General features: G+C 41.1%; 21 protein-coding genes and 1 tRNA gene. 12 read left to right on the forward strand and 10 right to left on the reverse strand.

Annotated features, from left to right (window positions below; translation table 11 throughout):
- The 6 genes from ABZB17_RS03970 to ABZB17_RS03995 form a co-directional block, all read right to left on the reverse strand.
- Positions 1–411: DUF58 domain-containing protein (locus ABZB17_RS03970; RefSeq protein WP_372648203.1), on the reverse strand; the 411-nt coding region annotated here is incomplete at its 3' end.
- A gap of 186 nt (positions 412–597) precedes the next feature.
- Positions 598–915, reverse strand: coding sequence for a thioredoxin (gene trxA / locus ABZB17_RS03975; protein WP_045031698.1), 318 nt, complete (start codon positions 913–915; stop codon positions 598–600).
- Between the two features lie 46 nt (positions 916–961).
- Positions 962–4,609, reverse strand: a complete 3,648-nt coding sequence (gene dnaE, locus ABZB17_RS03980) for a DNA polymerase III subunit alpha (protein WP_372648204.1) — start codon at positions 4,607–4,609, stop codon at positions 962–964.
- Positions 4,610–4,729: 120 nt separating this feature from the next.
- Positions 4,730–5,125: an HIT family protein gene (locus ABZB17_RS03985; RefSeq protein ID WP_372648205.1), complete on the reverse strand. Its 396-nt coding sequence runs from the start codon at positions 5,123–5,125 to the stop codon at positions 4,730–4,732.
- Positions 5,126–5,130: 5 nt separating this feature from the next.
- Positions 5,131–5,604, reverse strand: a complete 474-nt coding sequence (greA, locus tag ABZB17_RS03990; protein ID WP_045031690.1) for a transcription elongation factor GreA — start codon at positions 5,602–5,604, stop codon at positions 5,131–5,133.
- 163 nt (positions 5,605–5,767) lie between these two features.
- A complete protein-coding gene (locus tag ABZB17_RS03995) occupies positions 5,768–6,157 on the reverse strand; it encodes a hypothetical protein (protein WP_372648206.1) in 390 nt (129 codons plus the stop codon).
- A gap of 236 nt (positions 6,158–6,393) precedes the next feature.
- Between ABZB17_RS03995 and ABZB17_RS04000 the strand changes: the two genes are divergently transcribed.
- The gene (locus ABZB17_RS04000; RefSeq protein WP_372648207.1) at positions 6,394–6,837 is read left to right on the forward strand and encodes a Rieske (2Fe-2S) protein; all 444 of its coding nucleotides are present in this window, start codon (positions 6,394–6,396) and stop codon (positions 6,835–6,837) included.
- Positions 6,838–6,888: 51 nt separating this feature from the next.
- Here ABZB17_RS04000 and ahcY read toward each other — a convergent pair whose 3' ends face one another.
- Positions 6,889–8,307 (reverse strand): adenosylhomocysteinase, encoded by a 1,419-nt coding sequence (gene ahcY / locus ABZB17_RS04005; RefSeq protein WP_372648208.1) that lies wholly within the window; start codon positions 8,305–8,307, stop codon positions 6,889–6,891.
- A gap of 243 nt (positions 8,308–8,550) precedes the next feature.
- Positions 8,551–10,737 (reverse strand): DNA helicase RecQ, encoded by a 2,187-nt coding sequence (recQ, locus tag ABZB17_RS04010; RefSeq protein WP_372648209.1) that lies wholly within the window; start codon positions 10,735–10,737, stop codon positions 8,551–8,553.
- A 225-nt stretch (positions 10,738–10,962) separates the two neighbouring features.
- Between recQ and tatC the strand changes: the two genes are divergently transcribed.
- From tatC to upp, 10 genes are all read left to right on the forward strand, one after another.
- Positions 10,963–11,811 carry a twin-arginine translocase subunit TatC gene (tatC, locus tag ABZB17_RS04015; protein ID WP_372648210.1) on the forward strand — a complete coding sequence of 283 codons (849 nt, stop codon included), beginning with the start codon at positions 10,963–10,965 and terminating at the stop codon, positions 11,809–11,811.
- A gap of 32 nt (positions 11,812–11,843) precedes the next feature.
- A complete protein-coding gene (gene lptB / locus ABZB17_RS04020; RefSeq protein WP_045031676.1) occupies positions 11,844–12,566 on the forward strand; it encodes an LPS export ABC transporter ATP-binding protein in 723 nt (240 codons plus the stop codon).
- A 200-nt stretch (positions 12,567–12,766) separates the two neighbouring features.
- Positions 12,767–12,838: transfer RNA gene (locus ABZB17_RS04025), tRNA-Glu, on the forward strand.
- A gap of 30 nt (positions 12,839–12,868) precedes the next feature.
- Positions 12,869–13,120: a 30S ribosomal protein S20 gene (rpsT, locus tag ABZB17_RS04030; protein ID WP_038556318.1), complete on the forward strand. Its 252-nt coding sequence runs from the start codon at positions 12,869–12,871 to the stop codon at positions 13,118–13,120.
- Positions 13,121–13,267: 147 nt separating this feature from the next.
- Positions 13,268–13,969 carry a DNA repair protein RadC gene (gene radC, locus ABZB17_RS04035; protein WP_372648211.1) on the forward strand — a complete coding sequence of 234 codons (702 nt, stop codon included), beginning with the start codon at positions 13,268–13,270 and terminating at the stop codon, positions 13,967–13,969.
- An 11-nt stretch (positions 13,970–13,980) separates the two neighbouring features.
- Positions 13,981–15,306 (forward strand): polysaccharide deacetylase family protein, encoded by a 1,326-nt coding sequence (locus tag ABZB17_RS04040; RefSeq protein WP_372648212.1) that lies wholly within the window; start codon positions 13,981–13,983, stop codon positions 15,304–15,306.
- A 13-nt stretch (positions 15,307–15,319) separates the two neighbouring features.
- Positions 15,320–16,237 carry a hypothetical protein gene (locus ABZB17_RS04045; RefSeq protein WP_372648213.1) on the forward strand — a complete coding sequence of 306 codons (918 nt, stop codon included), beginning with the start codon at positions 15,320–15,322 and terminating at the stop codon, positions 16,235–16,237.
- 6 nt (positions 16,238–16,243) lie between these two features.
- The gene (locus ABZB17_RS04050; RefSeq protein ID WP_372648214.1) at positions 16,244–17,212 is read left to right on the forward strand and encodes a polysaccharide deacetylase family protein; all 969 of its coding nucleotides are present in this window, start codon (positions 16,244–16,246) and stop codon (positions 17,210–17,212) included.
- Entirely contained in the window at positions 17,209–18,294 is a 1,086-nt protein-coding gene (locus ABZB17_RS04055; protein WP_372648215.1) for a hypothetical protein, read from the forward strand. Before ABZB17_RS04050 ends, ABZB17_RS04055 begins: the two co-directional genes overlap by 4 nt.
- Before the next feature lie 10 nt (positions 18,295–18,304).
- On the forward strand, positions 18,305–18,967 hold the full coding sequence (gene upp, locus ABZB17_RS04060) for a uracil phosphoribosyltransferase (RefSeq protein WP_045031991.1): 663 nt from the start codon (positions 18,305–18,307) through the stop codon (positions 18,965–18,967).
- A 79-nt stretch (positions 18,968–19,046) separates the two neighbouring features.
- On the opposite strand, the gene ABZB17_RS04065 is transcribed toward upp, so the two are convergent.
- Positions 19,047–19,727: an FAD-binding oxidoreductase gene (locus tag ABZB17_RS04065; RefSeq protein ID WP_163325015.1), complete on the reverse strand. Its 681-nt coding sequence runs from the start codon at positions 19,725–19,727 to the stop codon at positions 19,047–19,049.
- A 262-nt stretch (positions 19,728–19,989) separates the two neighbouring features.
- On the opposite strand from ABZB17_RS04065, the gene ABZB17_RS04070 reads away from it, so the two are divergent.
- Entirely contained in the window at positions 19,990–20,493 is a 504-nt protein-coding gene (locus ABZB17_RS04070) for a flavodoxin domain-containing protein (protein WP_372648216.1), read from the forward strand.
- On the opposite strand, the gene ABZB17_RS04075 is transcribed toward ABZB17_RS04070, so the two are convergent.
- The gene (locus tag ABZB17_RS04075; RefSeq protein ID WP_372648217.1) at positions 20,490–21,203 is read right to left on the reverse strand and encodes a tRNA1(Val) (adenine(37)-N6)-methyltransferase; all 714 of its coding nucleotides are present in this window, start codon (positions 21,201–21,203) and stop codon (positions 20,490–20,492) included. The genes ABZB17_RS04070 and ABZB17_RS04075 overlap by 4 nt on opposite strands.
- Positions 21,204–21,213 lie beyond the last annotated feature (10 nt).

The following is a 21,213-nucleotide window of genomic DNA, read 5'->3' on the forward strand; positions in this document are numbered from 1 at the left end:
AATTTCGTCGGAGAAAAGTGTAAGCCCCACGGCATCGCGCTGTTTACGCATCAGGTAAATAAGAGCTGCGGCCGTGTACACCGAAAAAGCCAGTTTATTGTGTAAATGCTTTTTCCCTTTTGTGTAAGGGAACAACATGGAAGAAGAAGTATCGACAACCAACTGGCAACGCAGGTTGGTTTCCTCTTCGTATTGTTTTACGAAAAGTTTGTCGGTGCGCGCAAACAATTTCCAGTCGACGTGCTTGGTCGACTCGCCCTGGTTATACAAGCGGTGTTCGGCAAATTCAACCGAAAATCCATGAAACGGACTTCGGTGCAAACCGGTTATAAAACCTTCAACAACCTCGTGAGCCACCAGCCCCAGGTTATCAAAACGGTGAAATTGTTCTATGTCGATGAGATTCTTCAAAATGATAAAAAGAAAAGCAATGTTGTTTTATTGAACACCCTTCGACTACGCTCAGGGTGACGCTTAGTCGAAGTCTGGTAATTCCAAACAAAAACTGTCATTTCGGGTAGCAAAAAAGGCCTGATCTTTTATTGAAAAAGATTTCTCCTCCTGCGTCGTCGAAATGACAGTTTGAATTAAATGCTATTACAGCAATGCTTCCAGCTTGTCGATAAAAGCTTGTTTTGGAGCAGCACCAACTTGTTTGTCAACAACTTCGCCGTTTTTCACAAACAATACTGTAGGAATGTTTCTGATTCCGTATTTCATTGCTACATCCTGGTTGTTGTCAACATCAACTTTACCGATTACTGCTTTGCCTTCATACTCCGTCGACATTTCTTCAACAATAGGTGCAATCATTCTGCAAGGGCCACACCAAACTGCCCAAAAATCGATCATCACCGGTTTGTCTGAATTCATTACCAATTCTTCAAAATTGGCATCTGTAATTTCTAAAGCCATATTATTATCTTTTTATTGTTGTATATCGTATCTCTGTTCTGCAAAACTAATTAATTCTGACACTCATTTCCGGTTGCTCATCAAAAAAGTTCAGAAATCCATCCAAAGGATTTACCCTTGTAGTTCTTGAAAACATTTCAATGTACATATTGTTCTCGGGATCAAAAACATTAAATTTCAGCAGGGCTTTTCCTTTGTATTCTCCGGCCAATTGCTCAACGCGTTTTACAAAGTCTTCGGTTAATACTTTTAGCGGTATGTTAATGGTTAAACTTTTAATATATTTTTCGCGCACATCATCGAGCAACTCAATGCTGTTCACTTTGTACTCGTAAAAATCGCTGTTAAAACGCTGCTTCACCGAACCTCTTACCATTATAAAAAGCCCCACTTTACAGAATTTACTGAAGTTTACATAGTCGTTTCCAAAGAAGAAAAGTTCTTTTGAATCGGTGTAGTCAGTCAGGGTCATAACGGCATACATATTTCCGTTTTTCGACTGTCCTTCGCGCGCTGCCGTAACCATACCTCCAAAGGTAAAGTCTTTCCCCTGGTATTTCGAGATATCGTTGTTCAGGTCTTTCAGCGCCACATCTCTCGAGCAGAAATTGGTGATCTCTAACCTGTAATCATCTAGCGGATGCGCCGTGAGGTAAATACCTATCAGGTTCTTCTCTTTCTCCAGCAGAATTAGTTTTGCCCACTCATCAACTTTTGGGATTGGCGGCTTTTGAATGTCCTGTCCGCCTCCCATTCCTCCGAACAAACTTTGCTGTGCACTTTGTGCTTCCAACTGAACACGGTTACCATAACGAATCAGCTTTTCGATAAAATTGGTATCGTCGTTCTCATTTTCACCGGCAAAAAAGCAACTGCGGTTTACCCCTTCCAGGTTGGTGAAAGCTCCGGCCATTGCAAGCGCTTCGAGGTTCTTTTTATTCACCGACTGAAGGTTTACGTGCTCCACCAAATCGTAAATGGTTTTAAAATGACCACGTTCGTTACGCACATCAATAATATGCTGAACCGCTGCGGATCCAACCCCTTTAATAGCTCCCATCCCAAAACGGATATCGCCTTCAGGGTTAGCTGTAAATTTGATAAAGCTCTCGTTAACATCCGGGCCAAGTACGTTCAGTTTCATTCGCTTGCACTCGGTCATTAACTTGGTAATATCAACAATATTATTAAGGTTTCGGCTAAGGTTGGCCGCCATAAACTCGGCCGGGTAATGCGCTTTTAAAAAGCCTGTTTGATAGGCAATGTAAGCGTAACAAACCGAGTGCGATTTGTTAAATGCATAAGAGGCAAATGCCTCCCAGTCTTTCCAGATTTTATTGATTACTTCGTCGGTCTGTTTCCCTTTGTTTTTACATTCGTCAACAAACTGCCGGTTGGCTTTACAGCCGTCAACAAACTTAACCTTAAGCTTTTCCATTACCGACATAATCTTCTTACCCATCGCTTTACGCAGCGTATCCGAGTCACCACGCGTAAAACCCGCCAGCAAACGCGAGAGTAACATCACTTGCTCCTGGAACACGGTAATACCGTAAGTATCGCTCAGATACTCTTCCATCATGGGCACATCGTAATCCACTTTCTGTTTACCGTGTTTACGTGCAATATAATCGGGGATGTATTCCATTGGCCCCGGACGATAGAGCGCGTTCATGGCCACCAGGTCTTCAAAACGGTTTGGCTTCAAATCGCGCAGGTGTTTTTTCATACCGTCCGATTCAAACTGGAAGATGGCGGTGGTTTCGCCGTGACTAAATAGCTCGAATGTCTTTTCATCATCCAGCGGAATTTCGTTGATCGGAACTTCAATTCCTTTCGACAGCTTGATGTTTTCCAAACACTCTTTTATAATCGACAGGGTTTTCAGTCCGAGGAAGTCCATTTTCAGCAAACCGATGTCTTCCACAAAACGCCCGTCGTACTGTGTTGTAAGCAGATGCTCTTCGTCTTTGGTAGGCATCAACGGAATATGATCGGTGAGCGGATCACGGCTAATTAAAATTCCGCAGGCGTGCACTCCGGTATTTCGCACCGATCCTTCGAGCTTCTCGGCATAGTTCAGCGTATCAACAACCAACGGAATAGGCGAATCCTTTTCCCTTGCCAGTTCGGGACTTTCTTTAAACGCCTTTTTGAAACTCATTTTCGGAGCTTCGGGCACTAACTTGGCCAAACGATCGGCTTCGGGTAATGGTAATTTCAATACACGGGCTACATCACGGATGGAAGACTTGGTAGCCATAGTACCGAACGTACAAATGTGAGCCACCTTATCCTGCCCGTATTTATTGGTTACATATTCCAGTACCAGCTGTCGTCCGTCATCATCAAAGTCGATATCCACATCGGGAAGCGATATACGGTCGGGATTCAGGAAACGCTCAAAAAGCAGGTCGTATTTAATCGGGTCGATGTTGGTAATTCCGGCACAATACGATACTGCCGCTCCGGCAGCCGAACCACGTCCCGGCCCAACAAGAACGCCATTATCTTTTGCCCAGTTAATAAAGTCCTGCGTGATAAGGAAGTACCCGGGATAACCCATTGTTTTAATGGTATTCAGCTCGAAAATCAGGCGGTCTTCCACACTCTTCTCCAGCGGATCGCCATAACGTTCTTTTGCCCCTTCGAATGTAAGGTGCTCCAAAAATGCTGACTCCAGTTTCACACGAATTACCTTATCGTATCCGCCTAAACGTTCGAATGCCGAATCGCCAAATTCTTCGCGCAAATCAGCTTCTGAATATTTTTCTTTAAAACTTTCTTCCGTTCCAATTTCTTCAGGAATAGGGAACATGGGCATGATCGGCGCACTATTCAACTCAAAAGACTCGATTTTTTCGGCAATTTCGTTGGTGTTCGCCAAGGCCTCGGGAAGATCTTTAAAAAGCTCATTCATTTCGGCCTGCGTTTTAAACCACTCCTGTTTGGTGTAACGCATCCGGTTCGGATCGTCAAAATCTTTCCCGGTATTCAGGCAGATCAGCAAATCATGCGCTTCCGCATCCGATTCGTTTGTAAAGTGAATATCGTTGGTAGCAATAAGTTGCACGCCCAGCCTTTTAGCCAGCGGAACCAGTTGCTTATTTACTTTTACCTGCCAGTCGTACACCTCTTCGCGCTCACGTTGCGATTGCGCCGGATGCCGCATCAACTCAAGGTAATAATCTTCGCCAAACAGTTTTTTATACCATAGAACGGCGTCTTCGGCCGCCTTTATATTATTGGCCATTATATGTTGTGCAATCTCGCCTCCCAAACAGGCCGATGATGCAATCAGTCCTTCGTGATGTTTTTCCAGCAGCGTTTTATCAATACGCGGTTTGTAATAAAAACCGGCAGTCGTAGCTGTTGATATCAGCTTGATCAGGTTAATATAACCTACCTTGTTTTTTGCCAGCAAAATAAGGTGATGTCCCGAGCGGTCGACCTTATCGCTTTTATCATTAATTGTGCGGGCAGCCACATAAGTTTCACATCCCAAAATGGGTTTGATTTCAGCCTTCGAACAGGCGGCATGAAACTCTTTTATGCCAAACATTGTACCGTGATCGGTTAATGCCAAAGCCGGCATATTATCCGATTTTGCTTTGCCAACCAGGTCGCCGATGCTGGCAGCACCATCAAGAATAGAATATTGCGAGTGTACGTGTAAATGCGTAAATGGAACCATAAAAACTATGCTAAAAAAGTTTTTAAAGATACCAATTCTCGCAGCCTTATCCGGGGGATGTTAATAATTTTTGATGGATTTTTTGGAGCAAAAAAAGCCCCGATACTTTGATCGGGACTGCTAGTCAATATTTTCAGCGATGAGCTTTGCCAGCTGCTCCATTTCCTCTGGTGGGAATTTTGTTTTGTCGGCAAAGTTCAGCAAATCGTGTTCGCTTTGCATGGGCACCAAATGAATGTGTGCGTGTGGCACTTCGAGACCCAAAACCATTACCCCAACTTTTTTACAGGGAACAGCTTTCTCCAGTCCTTTGGCCACTTTTTTGGCAAACATTTGCAAACCTGCGTAGGTTTCATCATCCAAATCAAAAAGGCAGTCTACCTCTTTCTTCGGAATTACCAAAGTGTGTCCTTTTGCAGTTGGGAAAATATCGAGAAAAGCAAAGTAATTCTCGTCCTCAGCTACTTTGTATGAAGGGATCTCACCATTGATAATTTTTGTAAAAATGCTTGCCATTGTTCTTAAATTGAAATTTCTACAATCTCAAAAGGTATTACTCCTGACGGAACTTTAATTTCAACCACATCGCCAACTTTTTTGCCCATCAATCCTTTGGCAATTGGCGTTTGCACCGATATCTTTCCTTCTTTCAGATTCGCTTCACTTTCGGGAACCAAAGTATATTGCATAGTTGCATTATTCTTTATGTTCTTGATGGTTACTTTATTCAGAATCTGAACCTGCGATGTATTAATTTTCGACTCGTCGAGAATTCGGGCATTTGCCACTTTATTTTTTATCTGGGCGATTTTAGCCTCAAGCATACCCTGGGCATCTTTAGCTGCATCGTACTCGGCATTTTCCGAGATATCTCCCTTTTCAATGGCTTCGCCAATCTGCTTCGAAATTTTAGGACGCTCAACTGTCATCAAGTGTTCCAGCTCTTTCTTTAGCTTTTCTAATCCGTCTTTTGTTAAATATGTTACTTCGGACATTTTGTATCCTCCTTTATTTAATTGTTTCGCCTCAACGTAGGCATAAAAAAATAGAAAGAATCCCGATCTGCCCGGAACTCTTCCTTTTGCAAAATTATATAATTTCTTGAATATTAAAATATTCTAAGCAAAAAAATATCGAAAACGGGTGATATTTACGCAGTTAGACATACTTCCTATTGATAATCTCGCTATATATCACGGCTTTCTTCAACGAAAACTTCTCACCCAGTATCAACGACTTCTTTTTCGTTTTTTTTGGTTGCTCAACTTTTCGTCTTAGCGGTGCTGATTTTCTTACTTCAGTACTATATTGGTATGCCGGACGAATTTCCTGTACTGGCTCTTCTTCTACCATTTCGTCCAGCACTTCCTGGGATTGCGACTGGCGCGGTATATCCTCATTGTCATCCATCAGCATTTCCCAAAAATCCTGTGCACTGCCGGTTCCGGAAGCGGACTCTCCGGGTGCGGCATTCTTTTTCCGTGTTTTATTTAGAATGCCAAACACGGCAACGATCAAGGTTAATATGATAACTACTATATCATCCATAATTTTCTATCAGCAATAAATTGTATTTTTGGCTGTTCAGTTTATAAAAGTACGAAACGTGTACGGAAATAAAAATTTTCGCGTTAAAGAATAATACCGATTATTAAAAACATTAAGCTATTGGCTCGGGCACTCCCAATGACTTTGTTTTTATATATCGGCATTTAACCAATTTGAAAATAATTCAAAATAGCTTGATCATTTTCAAATTGGTGTAACAAAACAAATTTAGCATCATGCAAAAAAAGAACATCAACAGGAAGTCGGGGTATTCGGGAATGAAGTATTTGTTTTTTATCGCACTTACTTTTCTGATGTATTCGTCGTGTGACGAAATTGATTCGGAGATTCCGGATGTTTGGGTGGGCTTAAATCTTGATCTGGGGCTATATAACGAGCTAACTGTACCCGGCAACTCGGCCTACTTTCCAAACCAGGGATTTGGAGGTGTTATTGTTTATTGCGAAATAGAAGGTTCGTACTATGCATTTGATGCAGCTTGCACCAACGAAATTAATCCATCGTGCAGGGTAGCAAATGAGGGAGCTGTAGGGAAATGCTCGTGTTGCGAATCGGAATATATATTTATTGGCGGCACAGTATTAAAAGGACCTGCTGCGGCACCATTAAAGCAGTACAATACATCTCTCAACGGAAACACACTCCGGGTATACAACTAAAAATGGGCTCCACTAAGTGAAACCCATTTTCTATCGTATATATTTTTCTTCTTAATATCTGTAGTGCTCCGGCTTAAAAGGTCCTTCTTTCGATACACCCAGATAAGCGGCCTGTTTTTCGGTAAGCTCAGTCAATTTTACACCAATTTGCGCCAGGTGTAAACGCGCTACTTCCTCATCCAGTTTTTTCGATAAAGTATAAACACCTACTTCGTAGTCGTTTTCCCACAAATCAATTTGTGCCAGCGACTGGTTGGTAAACGAGTTACTCATCACAAACGAAGGGTGTCCGGTTGCACACCCCAGGTTTACCAAACGACCTTCGGCCAGCAAATAAATACAGTGGCCATCTTCGTAGGTATATTTATCAACCTGTGGTTTGATGTTTACCTTCTCGATGCCCGGCCATTTTTCCATTCGGGCAACCTGAATTTCGTTATCGAAGTGGCCAATATTACAAACGATCGACTGATCTTTCATATTTGCCATGTGCTCGGCAGTAATTACATCGCAGTTTCCGGTGGTGGTAACATAAATGTTTCCTTCGGCCAATGCATCTTCCATTGTTTTTACCTCGAAACCTTCCATGGCTGCCTGCAGCGCACAAATCGGATCAATCTCGGTAACAATTACGCGGGCACCATAACTGCGCATTGAGTGTGCACAACCTTTACCAACATCGCCATAACCGGCAACTACAACCACTTTTCCGGCAATCATAACATCGGTAGCACGTTTAATACCATCGGCCAGCGATTCGCGACATCCGTACAGGTTATCGAATTTTGATTTTGTTACCGAATCGTTAACATTAATAGCCGGCACCAACAACTCACCTTTATCGGCCATCTGATACAAACGATGCACTCCGGTAGTTGTTTCTTCCGAAACACCTTTCCATTCGGCTACGGTGCGGTGCCATTTTTGGTTATCTTCTTTTAATGTAGTTTTCAGCAACTCGAGAATTACTTCTTCTTCCTCGCTTGACGCGTCAACATCCAAAACACTTGCATCTTTTTCGGCAGCATAACCTTTGTGAATCAACAAGGTAGCATCGCCACCATCGTCAACAATCAATTGCGGGCCTTTTCCATCGGGGAAACTCATTGCCTCGCGGGTGCACCACCAGTACTCTTCCAGTGTTTCACCTTTCCAGGCAAATACCGGAACACCGGCTTTTGCAATAGCGGCCGCAGCATGATCCTGCGTTGAAAATATATTACAGCTTGCCCAACGAACATCTGCACCAAGGGCAACCAAAGTTTCAATTAAAACGGCAGTTTGCACGGTCATGTGCAAGCTACCCATTACACGCACGCCGTTAAGCGGCTTCCGCGGGCCAAATTTTTCTCTGATGGCCATTAATCCCGGCATTTCCTTCTCCGCGATCTCAATTTCTTTTCTTCCGAATTCTGCCAATGAAATATCGGCCACTTTGTAATCTAGTTTTTCCTGAACTGACACGGTCATATCTATTATTTAATTTTTTCAACTGAATCACCTTTAAACAGGGTATCAATCTCTACATTTACTTTTTTAACAAAAATAACATCTGTCTCCTTTATTCATTTATCCCGTTGAGCTGCGCTATCGGGATTCGTTCAACATACAGTTTTCAACACACTACGTTTTTGAAACCTGAGTTTTACGAATAAAAAAGCGTGCAAAAATAACAATTTCTGCAACAAAAAAGTTGAAAATCAACGATAAGGATTAGTTACCCATGTCGGAGAAGAACTTCACGCGCATTAAACGAATGTCATCTTCCGAGTATTCTTCTTCGCCTAATTCCTCCAGCGCATCCTCGATGGAGTCGGTTTGGGCCTCGCGGAAATATTCAAAAATATCCTCCTGATGATCTTCGTCAATCACATCATCAATGTAGTAATCGATATTTAATTTGGTTCCCGAATTTACAATCGCCTCCACTTCGCCAATCACATCGCTCACCTCAATTCCTTTTGAGTCGGCAATATCTTCAAACGACAATTTGCGGTCGATACTCTGAATGATAAACACCTTCATTTTCGATTTGTTGGCTACGGTACGTACCACCAAATCTTCCGGGCGTTCAATCTCATTTTCTTCCACATACGATTTTATGAGCGCCACAAACTCTTTTCCATACCGGCGGGCTTTTCCCTGTCCAACTCCCTGAATATTTTGCAACTCCTCGGTAGTCACCGGATACTGAATGGACATGTCGGCCAACGACGGATCCTGGAAAATCACAAAAGGCGGCAGATTGTGCTTCTTGGCTATTTTTTTCCGCAGGTCCTTCAGCATGGCAAACAATTGCGGATCGCCACTTGCTCCTCCCGACGGGGCACCTCCTGCACTGTTTGAATCATCCTCTTCTTCATATTCGTGGTTTTTCACCAACATAAAGCTATGCGGCTTCTCAAGGAACTCATGCCCTTTTTCGGTAACCTTTAGCAAACCGTAATTTTCAATGTCTTTGTTGATGATTCCGGCTACCATCGACTGGCGGAACACAGCATTCCAAAAACGCTCGTCATGTTCTTTACCTGTACCAAACGATTTTAGCGTATAATGTTTAAACGATTTTATGGCAGCAGTACTATTCCCAATCAGGATGTTGGCAATGTGATCGCCTTTGTATTTTTCGTTTACTTCCAAAATAGCTTTCAGGGCGGTAACAATTTCGTCTTTCGCCTCAATCTGCTCCTTCGGGTTCAGACAATTATCGCAGTTTCCACAATTATCCGTTCTGTAGTGCTCGCCAAAATAATGCAACAATATTATACGGCGGCAAATAGCCGACTCGGCGTACGAAACGGTATCCAACAAAAGTTGTTTACCGATCTCCTGCTCAGCAACCGGTTTCCCGTGCATAAACTTCTCCAGTTTCTGAATATCTTTATAACTGTAAAAAGTTATGCATTGTCCTTCGCCACCATCACGGCCGGCACGTCCGGTTTCCTGGTAATAACCTTCCAGACTTTTGGGAATATCGTAATGTATTACAAAACGCACATCGGGTTTATCGATACCCATACCAAAAGCAATGGTAGCCACAATCACATCCACCTCTTCCATCAGAAATTTATCCTGATTTCCCGAGCGGGTAGTGGCATCCATACCGGCGTGATAGGCTAGTGCTTTAACTCCGTTCACCACTAAGGTTTCGGCCAGCTCTTCTACTTTTTTCCGGCTCAAACAATAGATAATGCCCGATTTGCCTTCGTTTTGTTTTATGAATTTTATAATCTGCGTTTCGGTTTTCACCTTTGGACGCACTTCGTAATAAAGATTCTCGCGATTAAACGATGCCTTAAAAACCTTTGCATCCAAAATACCGAGGTTCTTTTGAATATCGTGCTGAACCTTTGCAGTTGCCGTGGCTGTCAACGCAACAATCGGCGACTTCCCTATTTCTTCAACAATCGGTTTTATCCGTCTGTACTCCGGTCTGAAATCGTGTCCCCACTCCGAAATACAGTGTGCCTCATCAATGGCGTAATACGATATCTTTATTTGTTTAAGGAATTCAATATTTTCTTCTTTTGTCAACGACTCAGGAGCAACATAAAGCAGTTTTGTTTTCCCGGCCAGCACATCTTCTTTAACCTGGGTAATGGCTGCTTTTGAAAGCGACGAATTCAGGAAATGCGCAACACTGTCTTCGGCATGTGTACCACGAATTGCATCTACCTGATTTTTCATTAGGGCAATTAAAGGAGAAATCACTATGGCAGTGCCCTCGAGAATTAAGGCCGGCAACTGATAAATCAACGACTTTCCTCCACCTGTAGGCATCAACACAAAGGTGTCTTTCCCTTCCATCACACTTTTAATCGCTTCTTCCTGTTGCCCTTTAAAACGATCGAAGCCAAAAAAACGCTGCAACTCTTCTGCTAATACAACTTTTTTACTCATATGTCCAATCTCCCAATATCTCTAGCATAAGTAAATTCTAAATTATTAAAAGTAAGCAAAATGGCAATACAATTTAATAAATTTTATATTTTAAAATAAGATGTATTTGATAAAGACTAACATTATGTGAAAAGTTTGAGCCGTGCAATATATAAGTAATATTTGAGATTTTAAATGCGAAAAATTCGTGTACATTTGTGAAGTTTTTTTTGAAAACCAGAATTCATGAGCGAAGAGCGTACTACCAAAAAACAAGGCGAAGAAGGTTCAAAAGGAGAAATGTCCTTTCTTGAACACCTGGAAATACTTCGTTGGCACATTATCAGGTCGTCAGCGGCCATTGTTATTTTTGCCATCGTTGCATTTGTTATGAAATCGTTTATTTTCGATGTGGTTATCCTTAGTCCGAGAATGCCCGACTTTTGGACCAACCGGATGTTTGCCAAACTGGGCGACATGGTTGGATCGGAGGCATTAAAAATTAACCAGGTACCATTAAAAATGCAGAGTATAAAAATTGCAGGGCAGTTTTCTACGCATATTATGGTATCGATAATTGCCGGATTGATCATCGCTTCTCCTGTGGTTTTTTACGAATTCTGGCGTTTTATTAAACCCGCATTATACGAAAACGAACGAAAACATGCAGGAGGTGCAGTATTCTTTACTTCCGTATTATTTTTAATGGGTGTATTGTTTGGTTACTATTTAATTGTGCCCTTATCGATTCACTTTTTAGGTACCTACCAGGTAAGTAGCGAGGTTGAAAACACGATTAATCTCCGGTCGTATATCGGATCGGTTACATCAATATCGCTTGCTGCGGGAGTGGTTTTCCTTCTTCCGATTTTCTCTTACTTTTTAAGTAAAGTTGGACTTCTTACTCCTGAATTTATGAAAACATACCGACGCCATTCATATGTGGTAATGTTATTACTGTCGGCGATTATTACGCCGCCTGATATTTTTAGCCAGATTATGGTTTGTTTCCCGCTGGTTTTCCTTTACGAAATAGGTATTGTCATTTCGCGCCGCGTAGTTAAAAATCGTGAAAAAGCAATGGAAGCCATGTAATTCCGTCAAAAATTGACGTTATTTGAACCATTATGATTCTTCGAGCAGAAAATATCGTTAAAAAATACCGAAAAAGAACCGTAGTAAAAGGAGTTAGTTTTCAGGTTGAGCAAGGTGAAATTGTAGGACTGCTGGGACCGAACGGCGCCGGTAAAACCACATCATTTTATATGATTGTTGGATTGATTCAGCCCTTTTCGGGAAAGATCTTTCTCGACGAAAAGGAGATCACAAAACTTCCGGTGTACAAAAGAGCACAGCGAGGTATTGGCTACCTGGCCCAGGAAGCTTCAGTATTCCGTAAGTTGAGTATTGAGGACAACATCAGGGCAGTGTTGGAAATGACTGATTATTCGAAAGAGTACCAGAAAGAAAAACTGGAAACATTGCTTGATGAGTTCAGTTTGCAGCATATCCGGAAAAGTAAAGGTATTCAGCTTTCGGGGGGTGAGCGACGCCGTACAGAAATTGCACGTGCCCTGGCCATCGACCCAAAATTTATTTTACTTGATGAGCCTTTTGCCGGGGTTGACCCGATTGCGGTGGAAGACATCCAGCAAATTGTAATGCAGCTGAAAGAGAAAAATATTGGCGTGTTGATAACCGACCACAATGTACACGAAACACTGCGTATTACAGACCGCTCTTATCTCCTGTTTGAAGGAAATATCCTAAAAGCAGGAACAGCTGATGAGTTGGCTGCCGATGAGGATGTGCGCCGTGTTTACCTCGGTCAGAACTTCGAATTACGTTAGGAAAAACATTTTTGCATTTTTTTTTATTTTTTTGTTTGCAGATTAAAAAATGTTTCTTTCCTTTGCAGCGCTAAAATAAAAACGGCGCTTTAAACGAAAAGCAAACCGATTTTAGCTGAGAAAAAAATCCTGAAAAAATTTGGTCGATTACAAAAATGATTTATTTTTGCAGTCCCAAAATTAAGGGAGTTAAATAGGAAGGCCCGTTCGTCTAGGGGTTAGGACGCCAGGTTTTCATCCTGGTAGCAGGGGTTCGAATCCCCTACGGGCTACTAATTTTTAAAAAGAGAGAAAGAAAGAAAATGGCACATCATAAGTCAGCATTAAAAAGAATTCGTCAAGACGAAAAAAAGAGAGTACACAACAAGTACTACGCAAAAACTACACGTAATGCGATTAAAGCTTTGCGTAATGCTACTGATAAAGCTGAAGCAGAGAAAATGTATCCTTCAGTTGTTGCTATGATTGATAAATTAGCGAAACGCAATATCATTCATAAAAACAAAGCTGCAAACTTAAAATCGAAATTAACTACACAGGTTAATTCATTGTAAGAAGAGAAAAACCACATTATATAGAAAACCTCTCCGAGTTTCGGGGAGGTTTTTTTGTGTTTCATAATCCCGTATGTTCTGTAACTATAATTTAGTATTTCCGAAATAACTAATTATAATTAATTTTAGGATAGAACTCCGGGACAAATGGGAGAATACAAAAAACTAAATATAAAAGACTGGGCTGTTGAAGATCGTCCGCGCGAAAAGTTACTAAACAAAGGACCACGATCGCTAACCGATGCCGAACTTATTGCCATATTGATTGGCTCGGGCAATATTGAAGAAACAGCCGTTGAACTCTCGAGGCGCATTTTAGCATCAGCCGACAATAATTTAAACGAACTGGGCCGTAAAGGCATCGATTACCTCACCAAATTTCAGGGAATTGGCGAAGCAAAAGCTGTTACCATTGCTGCAGCACTAGAGCTGGGCAAACGCCGGAAAGAAGCTGATGTATTCAATAAAAAGCAAATTACCGGAAGTAAAGATGCAGCTGAATATTTTCAGCCCACGCTTGGCGATCTGAATCACGAAGAGTTTTGGATTTTGCTACTTAACCGCGGCAACCGGATAATCGACTCGTTTATGGTAAGCCAGGGCGGAATTTCAGGCACCGTAATCGATGTGCGGCTGATATTAAAAAATGCGCTGGAAAAAATGGCCAGTGCCATTATCCTATGCCACAACCATCCTTCAGGAACCATGCAGGCATCAAATGCCGATCTGAATATTACCCGTAAAATTAAAAGTGCGGCTGAAATTATGGATATAACGGTGCTCGACCATATTATTATTGGCCAGAACAATTACCTGAGTTTAGCCGACGAAGGAATGTTAAACGAATAAACCGAACGAAAATGATACTTTTTTATTCCGACGAAGTTAACCCACGGATTGAGTACATTGCAAAACTGATTTTCGCGAACATTTTGCAAACGGAAATTGCGTTTACTCAGAATTCTGCGAAATTTCGAAAGTCGGAAATCCCAAAGATCAACTATTCGTACGAAAAATTTGGCGATGAATTTTACATCAAACCACACAAACTTATTTTTCAGAATGCACTTATTAAACCTACCATAAATTCGGTTTGGTACGAGGGTGAGAAATATTTCTGCGAAACATCAAAAGACTCCGATTTGCCTTTCGATCCCTTTGCGGCTTCGTTTTATTTGGTTACCCGCCACGAAGAATATGTCGATAAAAACCGCGACAAACTGGGGCGTTATCCATACCAGAACAGTATTCTTACCAAATATAACTTACTGCAAAAACCGGTGGTAAATATCTGGGCAAAACTGCTGGCAAAACTGCTGAAAGAAAAATACCCGGAGTTTAGCTACAGCGAATCGAAATTTAAGTTTTTTTCCACCATCGATGTAGATAATGCTTACGCCTACCAAAACAAAGGTTTTTTGCGCACAACTGCGGCCTGGGCAAAGTCGCTGATAAAAGGCAACCGACAAGACACCCTAAAACGCAAACGGGTTTTAGATGGTGAAGAATCCGATCCGTACGACACCTACAATTACCTCGACAGTGTTTTTGCAGGAAACGAGGACAAAGTAAAATTTTTCTTCCTATTGGGCGATTACGGACGTTACGACAAGAACATTGCCCACACCAACAAAGAATACCGGGAACTGATTAAACGGACAGCCGAAAAATACGACGTTGGTATTCATCCGTCGTTTGGCAGCAGCAAGAAAAAAGGTGGCAAAAAGAAAGTAAAATTGGAAAAACAACGCTTGGAAGAAATTATTGGAAGAAGTGTTTCCAAAAGTCGCCAGCACTATATCCGACTGAAATTTCCGAAAACATACACCCGCTTAATAAAAGCCGGAATTGAAGAAGACTACACCCTGGGTTATTCTGCCCAACCGGGCTTCAGAGGAGGTATTTGTACACCCTACTGTTTCTACGACCTGAAACATGAAACGGTAACAAACCTGAAAATCATTCCTTTCAACATTATGGACGGAACGCTGCGCTACTACCTTCAGCTGCCTCCGGAAAAGGCTTTTGAAGAAATAAAGAAGATTATGCAGGAAGTTAAAAATGTTGGCGGTACATTTGTAAGTGTGTGGCACAACGAAACCGTTAACGATTTGGGAACATGGAAAGGTTTCAGAGAAGTGTTTGAGCAGATGAACAAACTGGGTTTTGAATGGGCGAATGAGTAGCCGGTATATTTAAATGAGCAGCGTAAAAAAGATTCACTATATAAAACATACGCAAATCGATTCCAGGAAATGGAATCAATGCATTGATGGTGCGTTAAATTGCAGGATTTATGCCTACGACTGGCATCTCGACAGAACTGCCATTGAGTGGGATGCCTTGGTTTATGGCGATTACGAATATGTAATGCCGCTGCCCTTTCGAAGCAAACTGGGCATTAAATACCTTTACCAGCCGCTTTTCACGCAGCAGCTTGGAATCTTCCCTCCTCCATCGAAAGCGATTTTTGAAACATTTATTACTGCCATAAAAAACCGTTTTAAATACGTCGATGTGCAACTTAATGCTGTAAATATTCCCGGAGAAAATGACGGTGATATTTTTTTCGAACGTAAAAATTACCTGCTTTCGCTAACAAAAGATTTTAAATCGATCATTTCCGGCTACTCAAACAATACAAAACGAAATATTGCCAAGGCCCAAAAGCAGGATCTTTCGATAATTGAAGGTATCCGGTTTGAAGATTACCTCGAATTTAAATCGAAAAATCTACCTGCCGGAGTTGATCTGTCGGCTGTCGCCAAACTGAAAAGCCTTATCGCTTTTGGCGAATACAAAGGCTTTGGAAAAATATACGGCGTATACACTCCGGGAAATGAACTTTGTGCAGCCGTTTATTTTTGCCGCTGGAAAGACCGCGTTATCTATTTTAATGCAGCCTCAAACGAAGAAGGGAAAAACACGGGAGCGATGTACTATCTTGTTAATCGATTTATTGAAGACAATGCCGGGAAAAACCTGCTATTGGATTTTGAGGGATCAATGATTCCGGGCATTGAGCGCTTTTACGCAGGCTTTGGGGCAAGACCCGAAACCTACTTTCATCTTAAATATAATCGTTTACCTTTGCTGCTAAAGTGGATAAAACGATAATTGGCGATGAAGTATTTCCCGCGTTTGGTAAGTAAAAAACTGAGTCCGCTGTTTTCAACCCGAAAACTTCTGGCAGCGAAAACGCCTCCTTTTTTGCCCTTTTACCACACCGTTAGCAACAAACCTTTACCACACATTTTAAATTACCCGGTAATTGATGAAAAACAGTTTAAGCAGGAACTCGATTTCTACTTAAAATATTTTAAACCGATTTCGTTGGAAGAGCTAACAAAGTCACCCAAACCCAAAAGTTTTCATATAAGTTTTGATGACGGACTAAAAGAATGTGCGGAAATAGTTGCACCTATTCTTATACAAAAAGGAATACCGGCTTCATTTTTTGTGAATAGCGGTTTTGTCGACAACAAAGAACTTTTTCATCGGTACAAAGCCAGTTTAATAGCCAATAAAATGCGTACACAACCCGATGCAGAAGCAGAAAATTACCTGAACGAAAACGAGGTGCCGTTAAAAGACTTACTGCAAGCTCCTTTTTCAAAGCAGGAGATACTCGATCATGCAGCAGAGTTACTTGAAATCGATTTTCAGTCGTTTCTTGAAACACAAAAACCTTATATGACGACGTCCCAGATTAAAGATTTGCACAACAAAGGTTTTTCCATTGGCGGGCACAGTCATAAACACCCTGAATTCCGGAAGATTTCGCAGAAAAAACAACTGAAGGAAATCAAAAAAAGTATGAAATGGGTGGAGGAGAATGTAAATCCAAAAGTGAAAGCTTTTTCATTTCCGTTTACCGATGATGGCGTTTCAACTAATCTGATAAAAAAAATACACGACAGCGAAATATGCGATATTAGTTTTGGAACAGCGGGCGTTAAATACGACGAAATACCCAATCATTTTCAGCGTTACCCGGCAGAGCAAGCTGGTGATCTTGAGTTGAATGTAAAAGCGGAATTTCTTTATTTTAAACTACGCAAAACAATTGGCAAAGTAACAGTAAAACATTGACTTTACAAGTAAAAAAAATACGACTCAGCGAGCTGGAAAAATTTGTGAACAGCAAAGAATTTCAGAATTACGAAGTGATTCCCATTTCTGCAATTCGAGCCCAATCGTATCTTGCCAATCCACACGGACATCCTGACGACATTGTACTTTATCTTGGTTTTACCGACAATAAATTGGTGGCATTCCGTAGTATTTTTGCCGACACGTTTTCGGATGAAAATGTAACAGTTCGGTTTGGTTGGTGCAGCGGAAGCTGGGTACACGAACAACACCGCCGCCTAGGTTATTCCGGGCAACTTTTACGCGAAGCTTATAACGACTGGGACAAAAAACTGGCCTTCACCAATTACGCTCCCCATTCAGAAAAGTTGTATTTAAAAACCGGCCTCTTTCAACCGATTCACCAGTTTGAAGGAGCGCGTTTGTATTTGTATTCAAAAACAACCAAACTGTTTCAGGCCAGAATAAATCCAGTTACTGCTGTTCTATTCAAAATCACCGACTTTTTTATAAAGCTAATAGTTGATGTTTCTGGCTTCTTCTATAAGCCTAGGACAAACTCTCCGGTTTTATTCTCGGAAATTGAAAAACCGGATGAAGCCTGTTATCAGTTTATAAAATCCAAACCAACTAACAGTGTTTTCAAGCGAAGAGAAGCCGAATTAAAATGGATTTTTGAGTATCCCTGGCTGACACAGCAATATAATGATGAAAACTCCTGCTACCCTTTTTCTTCTTTTTCGGGAACCTTTTACTACAGAACAGTTAAAGTGAAAAGAGACGACAAACTGCTGGGCCTTTTTATTTTCTCGGTACGCGATGGACATTTAAAAACACTATATTTTAACCTAACTGAAGATTGCACAAAAGAAATTTCCGCCTATTTAAAAAAATATTGCCTGAGTAATAAAATTGAGTACATAACTATTTATAAAAAGGAGCTGACAGACCAGCTTTTAAATAGAAAATTCCCATTTTTGTACGCGAAAAGATACGGGCAAAAAATATACAGTACTTTTCAGGTATCAAATAAAAAGCAACATACATTTCAGGATGGTGAAGGAGATCTCTTCTTCACCTAAAAAAAAAATTATGAACGTTCGAGTTTTAGGCAACACCCACTCCATTTTAGATCAGTACCTGGCAGAAATTCGGGATACAGGCATTCAAACCGACCCACTTCGTTTTCGTGATAACCTTAACCGTATTGGTGAAATTTTTGCATACGAAATAAGCAAAGAAATGCAGTTTGAAGTGAATGACGTTGTAACACCACTTGGCGTTGCAAAAGTTCCGAAATTATGCCAACAACCTGTTTTAGCAACTATTTTACGTGCCGGATTGGCCATGCACAACGGGTTGCTGCGTATTTTCGACCGGGCAGAAAACTGTTTTATTTCGGCCTTCAGAAAATACACCGAAGGAGGTGAATTTGAAATTGAATTTGAATATATGGCTTCGCCTTCGCTTGATAATAAAGTGGTTATACTTTCTGATCCGATGCTGGCCTCGGGAAAATCGATGGAAATTGGTTACGAAGCATTATTCAGTAAAGGAAAACCGGCACACATTCACCTGGTGGCTATTATTGCCAGCGAAGAAGGAGTTGAGTATGTAAAGAATGCCATTAAAGACGAAAATGTGACTTTATGGCTTGGGGCTGTCGATCCTGAAATGACTCCAAAATCATACATCGTTCCGGGACTTGGCGATGCCGGAGATTTGGCATTTGGTGAAAAAATCGATTCAAAATAAAATAAACAAGAATGCCAGCCCTTTACAGGACTGGCATTTCTTGAAAAACTCTCTCAAACTATTCTTTAGCAATTCTATCTTAAAAATATACCTCAACGGTAATATTCTCTCTTCCAAATCCTTTGTCGCTCAAAATCTCCATCGAGTCGAAGATCATATCGCTGTTTCCGCACAGGTAAAAGGAGGTATTTTTATCAAAATCTGTCTTTTTCAGGTAGTCAGTCACCCTGCCGTTAAAATCGCCGCTTTTATCGCGCGATGTGCAAAGTGTGTAATTTTCTTTATTGTAATCTTCCTGCTCGTAACCTTCCTCGGCATAACGAACTCCGTGAATTAACTGGTAATTCAAACCCGGATTACTTTTTACCATGCTATGAAACGGTGCAATTCCTGTTCCGCTGGCAATAAAAATATGCTTGTGCGTATCTTTATTTTTCACATCCAAACCAAATTTTCCGAAAGGGCCATGCACTTCTACCATGTCACCAACTTTCAGGTGTTTTAGTTTTGGTGAGAAGTAACCACCTTCAACTTCTTTTACCAATACTTCCAGGTTTTCACCCTTCTCGGCACTGTAAATCGAGTATTCGCGGCTTTGATAGTCGCCTGTAATCGACAGGGACACATGTTGTCCGGCAACAAATTCGAAGCGACTTTTTGGTAACGACAACACAAAAGTGTGTTCTGTTAATTTCCTGATTCCAACAACCTTATAATAATTTGTATCAAGCTGTACTTCTGGTTTCATATCAATTGTCATGATGTATCTAATTTTTTCTTCGACACAAAAATATGTGCAATTATTGATTTAAAGACTTTTTGGTATTCTATTTCACCGATAGTTTTAGAGAATTAACCGATTATTAACACGAATGTTCAATAGTGTGCCATAATTTTGGATAGAAATTTTCGAATATCGATCTCAATTTCTTAAAAACCAAGTAAGCAGAAAAATGAAAGGAGTCCCGATTGATCGGGACGAGTCAAATCTTATACCATAGAAAACAAACAATAAGAAACCAATGAAAACATTAATCACCTATTGCACCACACATGGATGTACCGAAAAAACAGCTACCGAACTAAAACAGTTTTTGGGAGGCGAAGTTTTATTGATTAACCTAAAAAAAGAAGCGGTTAATGACCTTTCTTCCTTTGACCGGATAATTGTTGGCGGCTCTATTCATGCGGGCCAGATTCAGAAAAAAGTAAAAGAGTTTTGTAACGACCACCTTGAAACGCTGAAAAACAAAGAACTCGGCTTGTTTATTTGTTGTATGGAAGAAGGCGAAAAAGCGGAAATTCAGTTACACGACGCTTTCCCTGAAGGGTTGTTACTAAGTGCCAAAGCAACAGCATGCCTGGGCGGAGAGTTCGATTTTAAAAAAATGAATTTCTTTCAGAAACTTATCGTAAAAAAAGTGTCGAAGGTTGAAAACAGTGTTTCGCACCTTAACCACGATGCCATCAAACGTTTCTCGCAGCAAATGAACCAGATTTTTAATCCGTTTATGTTTTTTGTTTAGAAGTTCAGGTAATAATCGCGGGTTAACAGTTTAAATTTTTCGTTCCACGATCCGTCAGTATTATAGATTGTCAGGTAGTCAGTTACTGTAGCTGATTCCTTTTTACTCACCTCCAGTAAAACCCGGTTCGCCGGTTTCTTCTCATTGGGAGCTATTGTCGTAATTCGATTTAAGCAGAACTGGTGTTGCTGTGCCAGCTTTTCTATTTCCTTCACTGCCTGTTCGGGAAAAATAAATGCACATCGTCCCTCGTTCGATAACAACTGCGAAGTACACTGTAATAGCGTTTCGTATGATAAACTATCAGTATGCCGTGCGAGAGAGCGGCTTTCATTACCCGCTTTTAACGAATTCTGAAAGAAAGGTGGATTTGATACAATCAAATCGAATTGCTGAGCAGTTTCAGCAGCATACTTTTGTAACGAAACATTCACTACTTCTACCCTATTTTCCCAGGGCGATGCAGCTACATTTTCAGTAGCTTCTTCAGCAGCATTTTTTTCAATTTCGATGGCAGTGACTTGGGCTTGCGAGCGCTGTGCCAGCATCAGGGCAATTAATCCGGTTCCGGTACCAATATCAAGAATAGTACTGCAACTGCGAACATTGGCCCACGCACCCAGCAGAATCCCATCGATCCCCACCTTCATTGCCGAACGTTGTTGTTCGATACGGAATTGTTTGAATTGAAAATAGTTGTTTTTGCCCATAAACTTTGGT

This window comes from Draconibacterium sp. (assembly GCF_041583095.1).
Lineage (GTDB): Bacteria > Bacteroidota > Bacteroidia > Bacteroidales > Prolixibacteraceae > Draconibacterium.

Coding starts and splice junctions, on each gene's coding strand:
- trxA (WP_045031698.1), bottom strand. CDS start 915: ATGGCTTTAGAAATTACAGATGCCAATTTTGAAGAATTGGTAATGAAT.
- dnaE (WP_372648204.1), bottom strand. CDS start 4,609: ATGGTTCCATTTACGCATTTACACGTACACTCGCAATATTCTATTCTT.
- ABZB17_RS03985 (WP_372648205.1), bottom strand. CDS start 5,125: ATGGCAAGCATTTTTACAAAAATTATCAATGGTGAGATCCCTTCATAC.
- greA (WP_045031690.1), bottom strand. CDS start 5,604: ATGTCCGAAGTAACATATTTAACAAAAGACGGATTAGAAAAGCTAAAG.
- ABZB17_RS03995 (WP_372648206.1), bottom strand. CDS start 6,157: ATGGATGATATAGTAGTTATCATATTAACCTTGATCGTTGCCGTGTTT.
- ABZB17_RS04000 (WP_372648207.1), top strand. CDS start 6,394: ATGCAAAAAAAGAACATCAACAGGAAGTCGGGGTATTCGGGAATGAAG.
- ahcY (WP_372648208.1), bottom strand. CDS start 8,307: ATGACCGTGTCAGTTCAGGAAAAACTAGATTACAAAGTGGCCGATATT.
- recQ (WP_372648209.1), bottom strand. CDS start 10,737: ATGAGTAAAAAAGTTGTATTAGCAGAAGAGTTGCAGCGTTTTTTTGGC.
- tatC (WP_372648210.1), top strand. CDS start 10,963: ATGAGCGAAGAGCGTACTACCAAAAAACAAGGCGAAGAAGGTTCAAAA.
- lptB (WP_045031676.1), top strand. CDS start 11,844: ATGATTCTTCGAGCAGAAAATATCGTTAAAAAATACCGAAAAAGAACC.
- rpsT (WP_038556318.1), top strand. CDS start 12,869: ATGGCACATCATAAGTCAGCATTAAAAAGAATTCGTCAAGACGAAAAA.
- radC (WP_372648211.1), top strand. CDS start 13,268: ATGGGAGAATACAAAAAACTAAATATAAAAGACTGGGCTGTTGAAGAT.
- ABZB17_RS04040 (WP_372648212.1), top strand. CDS start 13,981: ATGATACTTTTTTATTCCGACGAAGTTAACCCACGGATTGAGTACATT.
- ABZB17_RS04045 (WP_372648213.1), top strand. CDS start 15,320: ATGAGCAGCGTAAAAAAGATTCACTATATAAAACATACGCAAATCGAT.
- ABZB17_RS04050 (WP_372648214.1), top strand. CDS start 16,244: ATGAAGTATTTCCCGCGTTTGGTAAGTAAAAAACTGAGTCCGCTGTTT.
- upp (WP_045031991.1), top strand. CDS start 18,305: ATGAACGTTCGAGTTTTAGGCAACACCCACTCCATTTTAGATCAGTAC.
- ABZB17_RS04065 (WP_163325015.1), bottom strand. CDS start 19,727: ATGACAATTGATATGAAACCAGAAGTACAGCTTGATACAAATTATTAT.
- ABZB17_RS04070 (WP_372648216.1), top strand. CDS start 19,990: ATGAAAACATTAATCACCTATTGCACCACACATGGATGTACCGAAAAA.
- ABZB17_RS04075 (WP_372648217.1), bottom strand. CDS start 21,203: ATGGGCAAAAACAACTATTTTCAATTCAAACAATTCCGTATCGAACAA.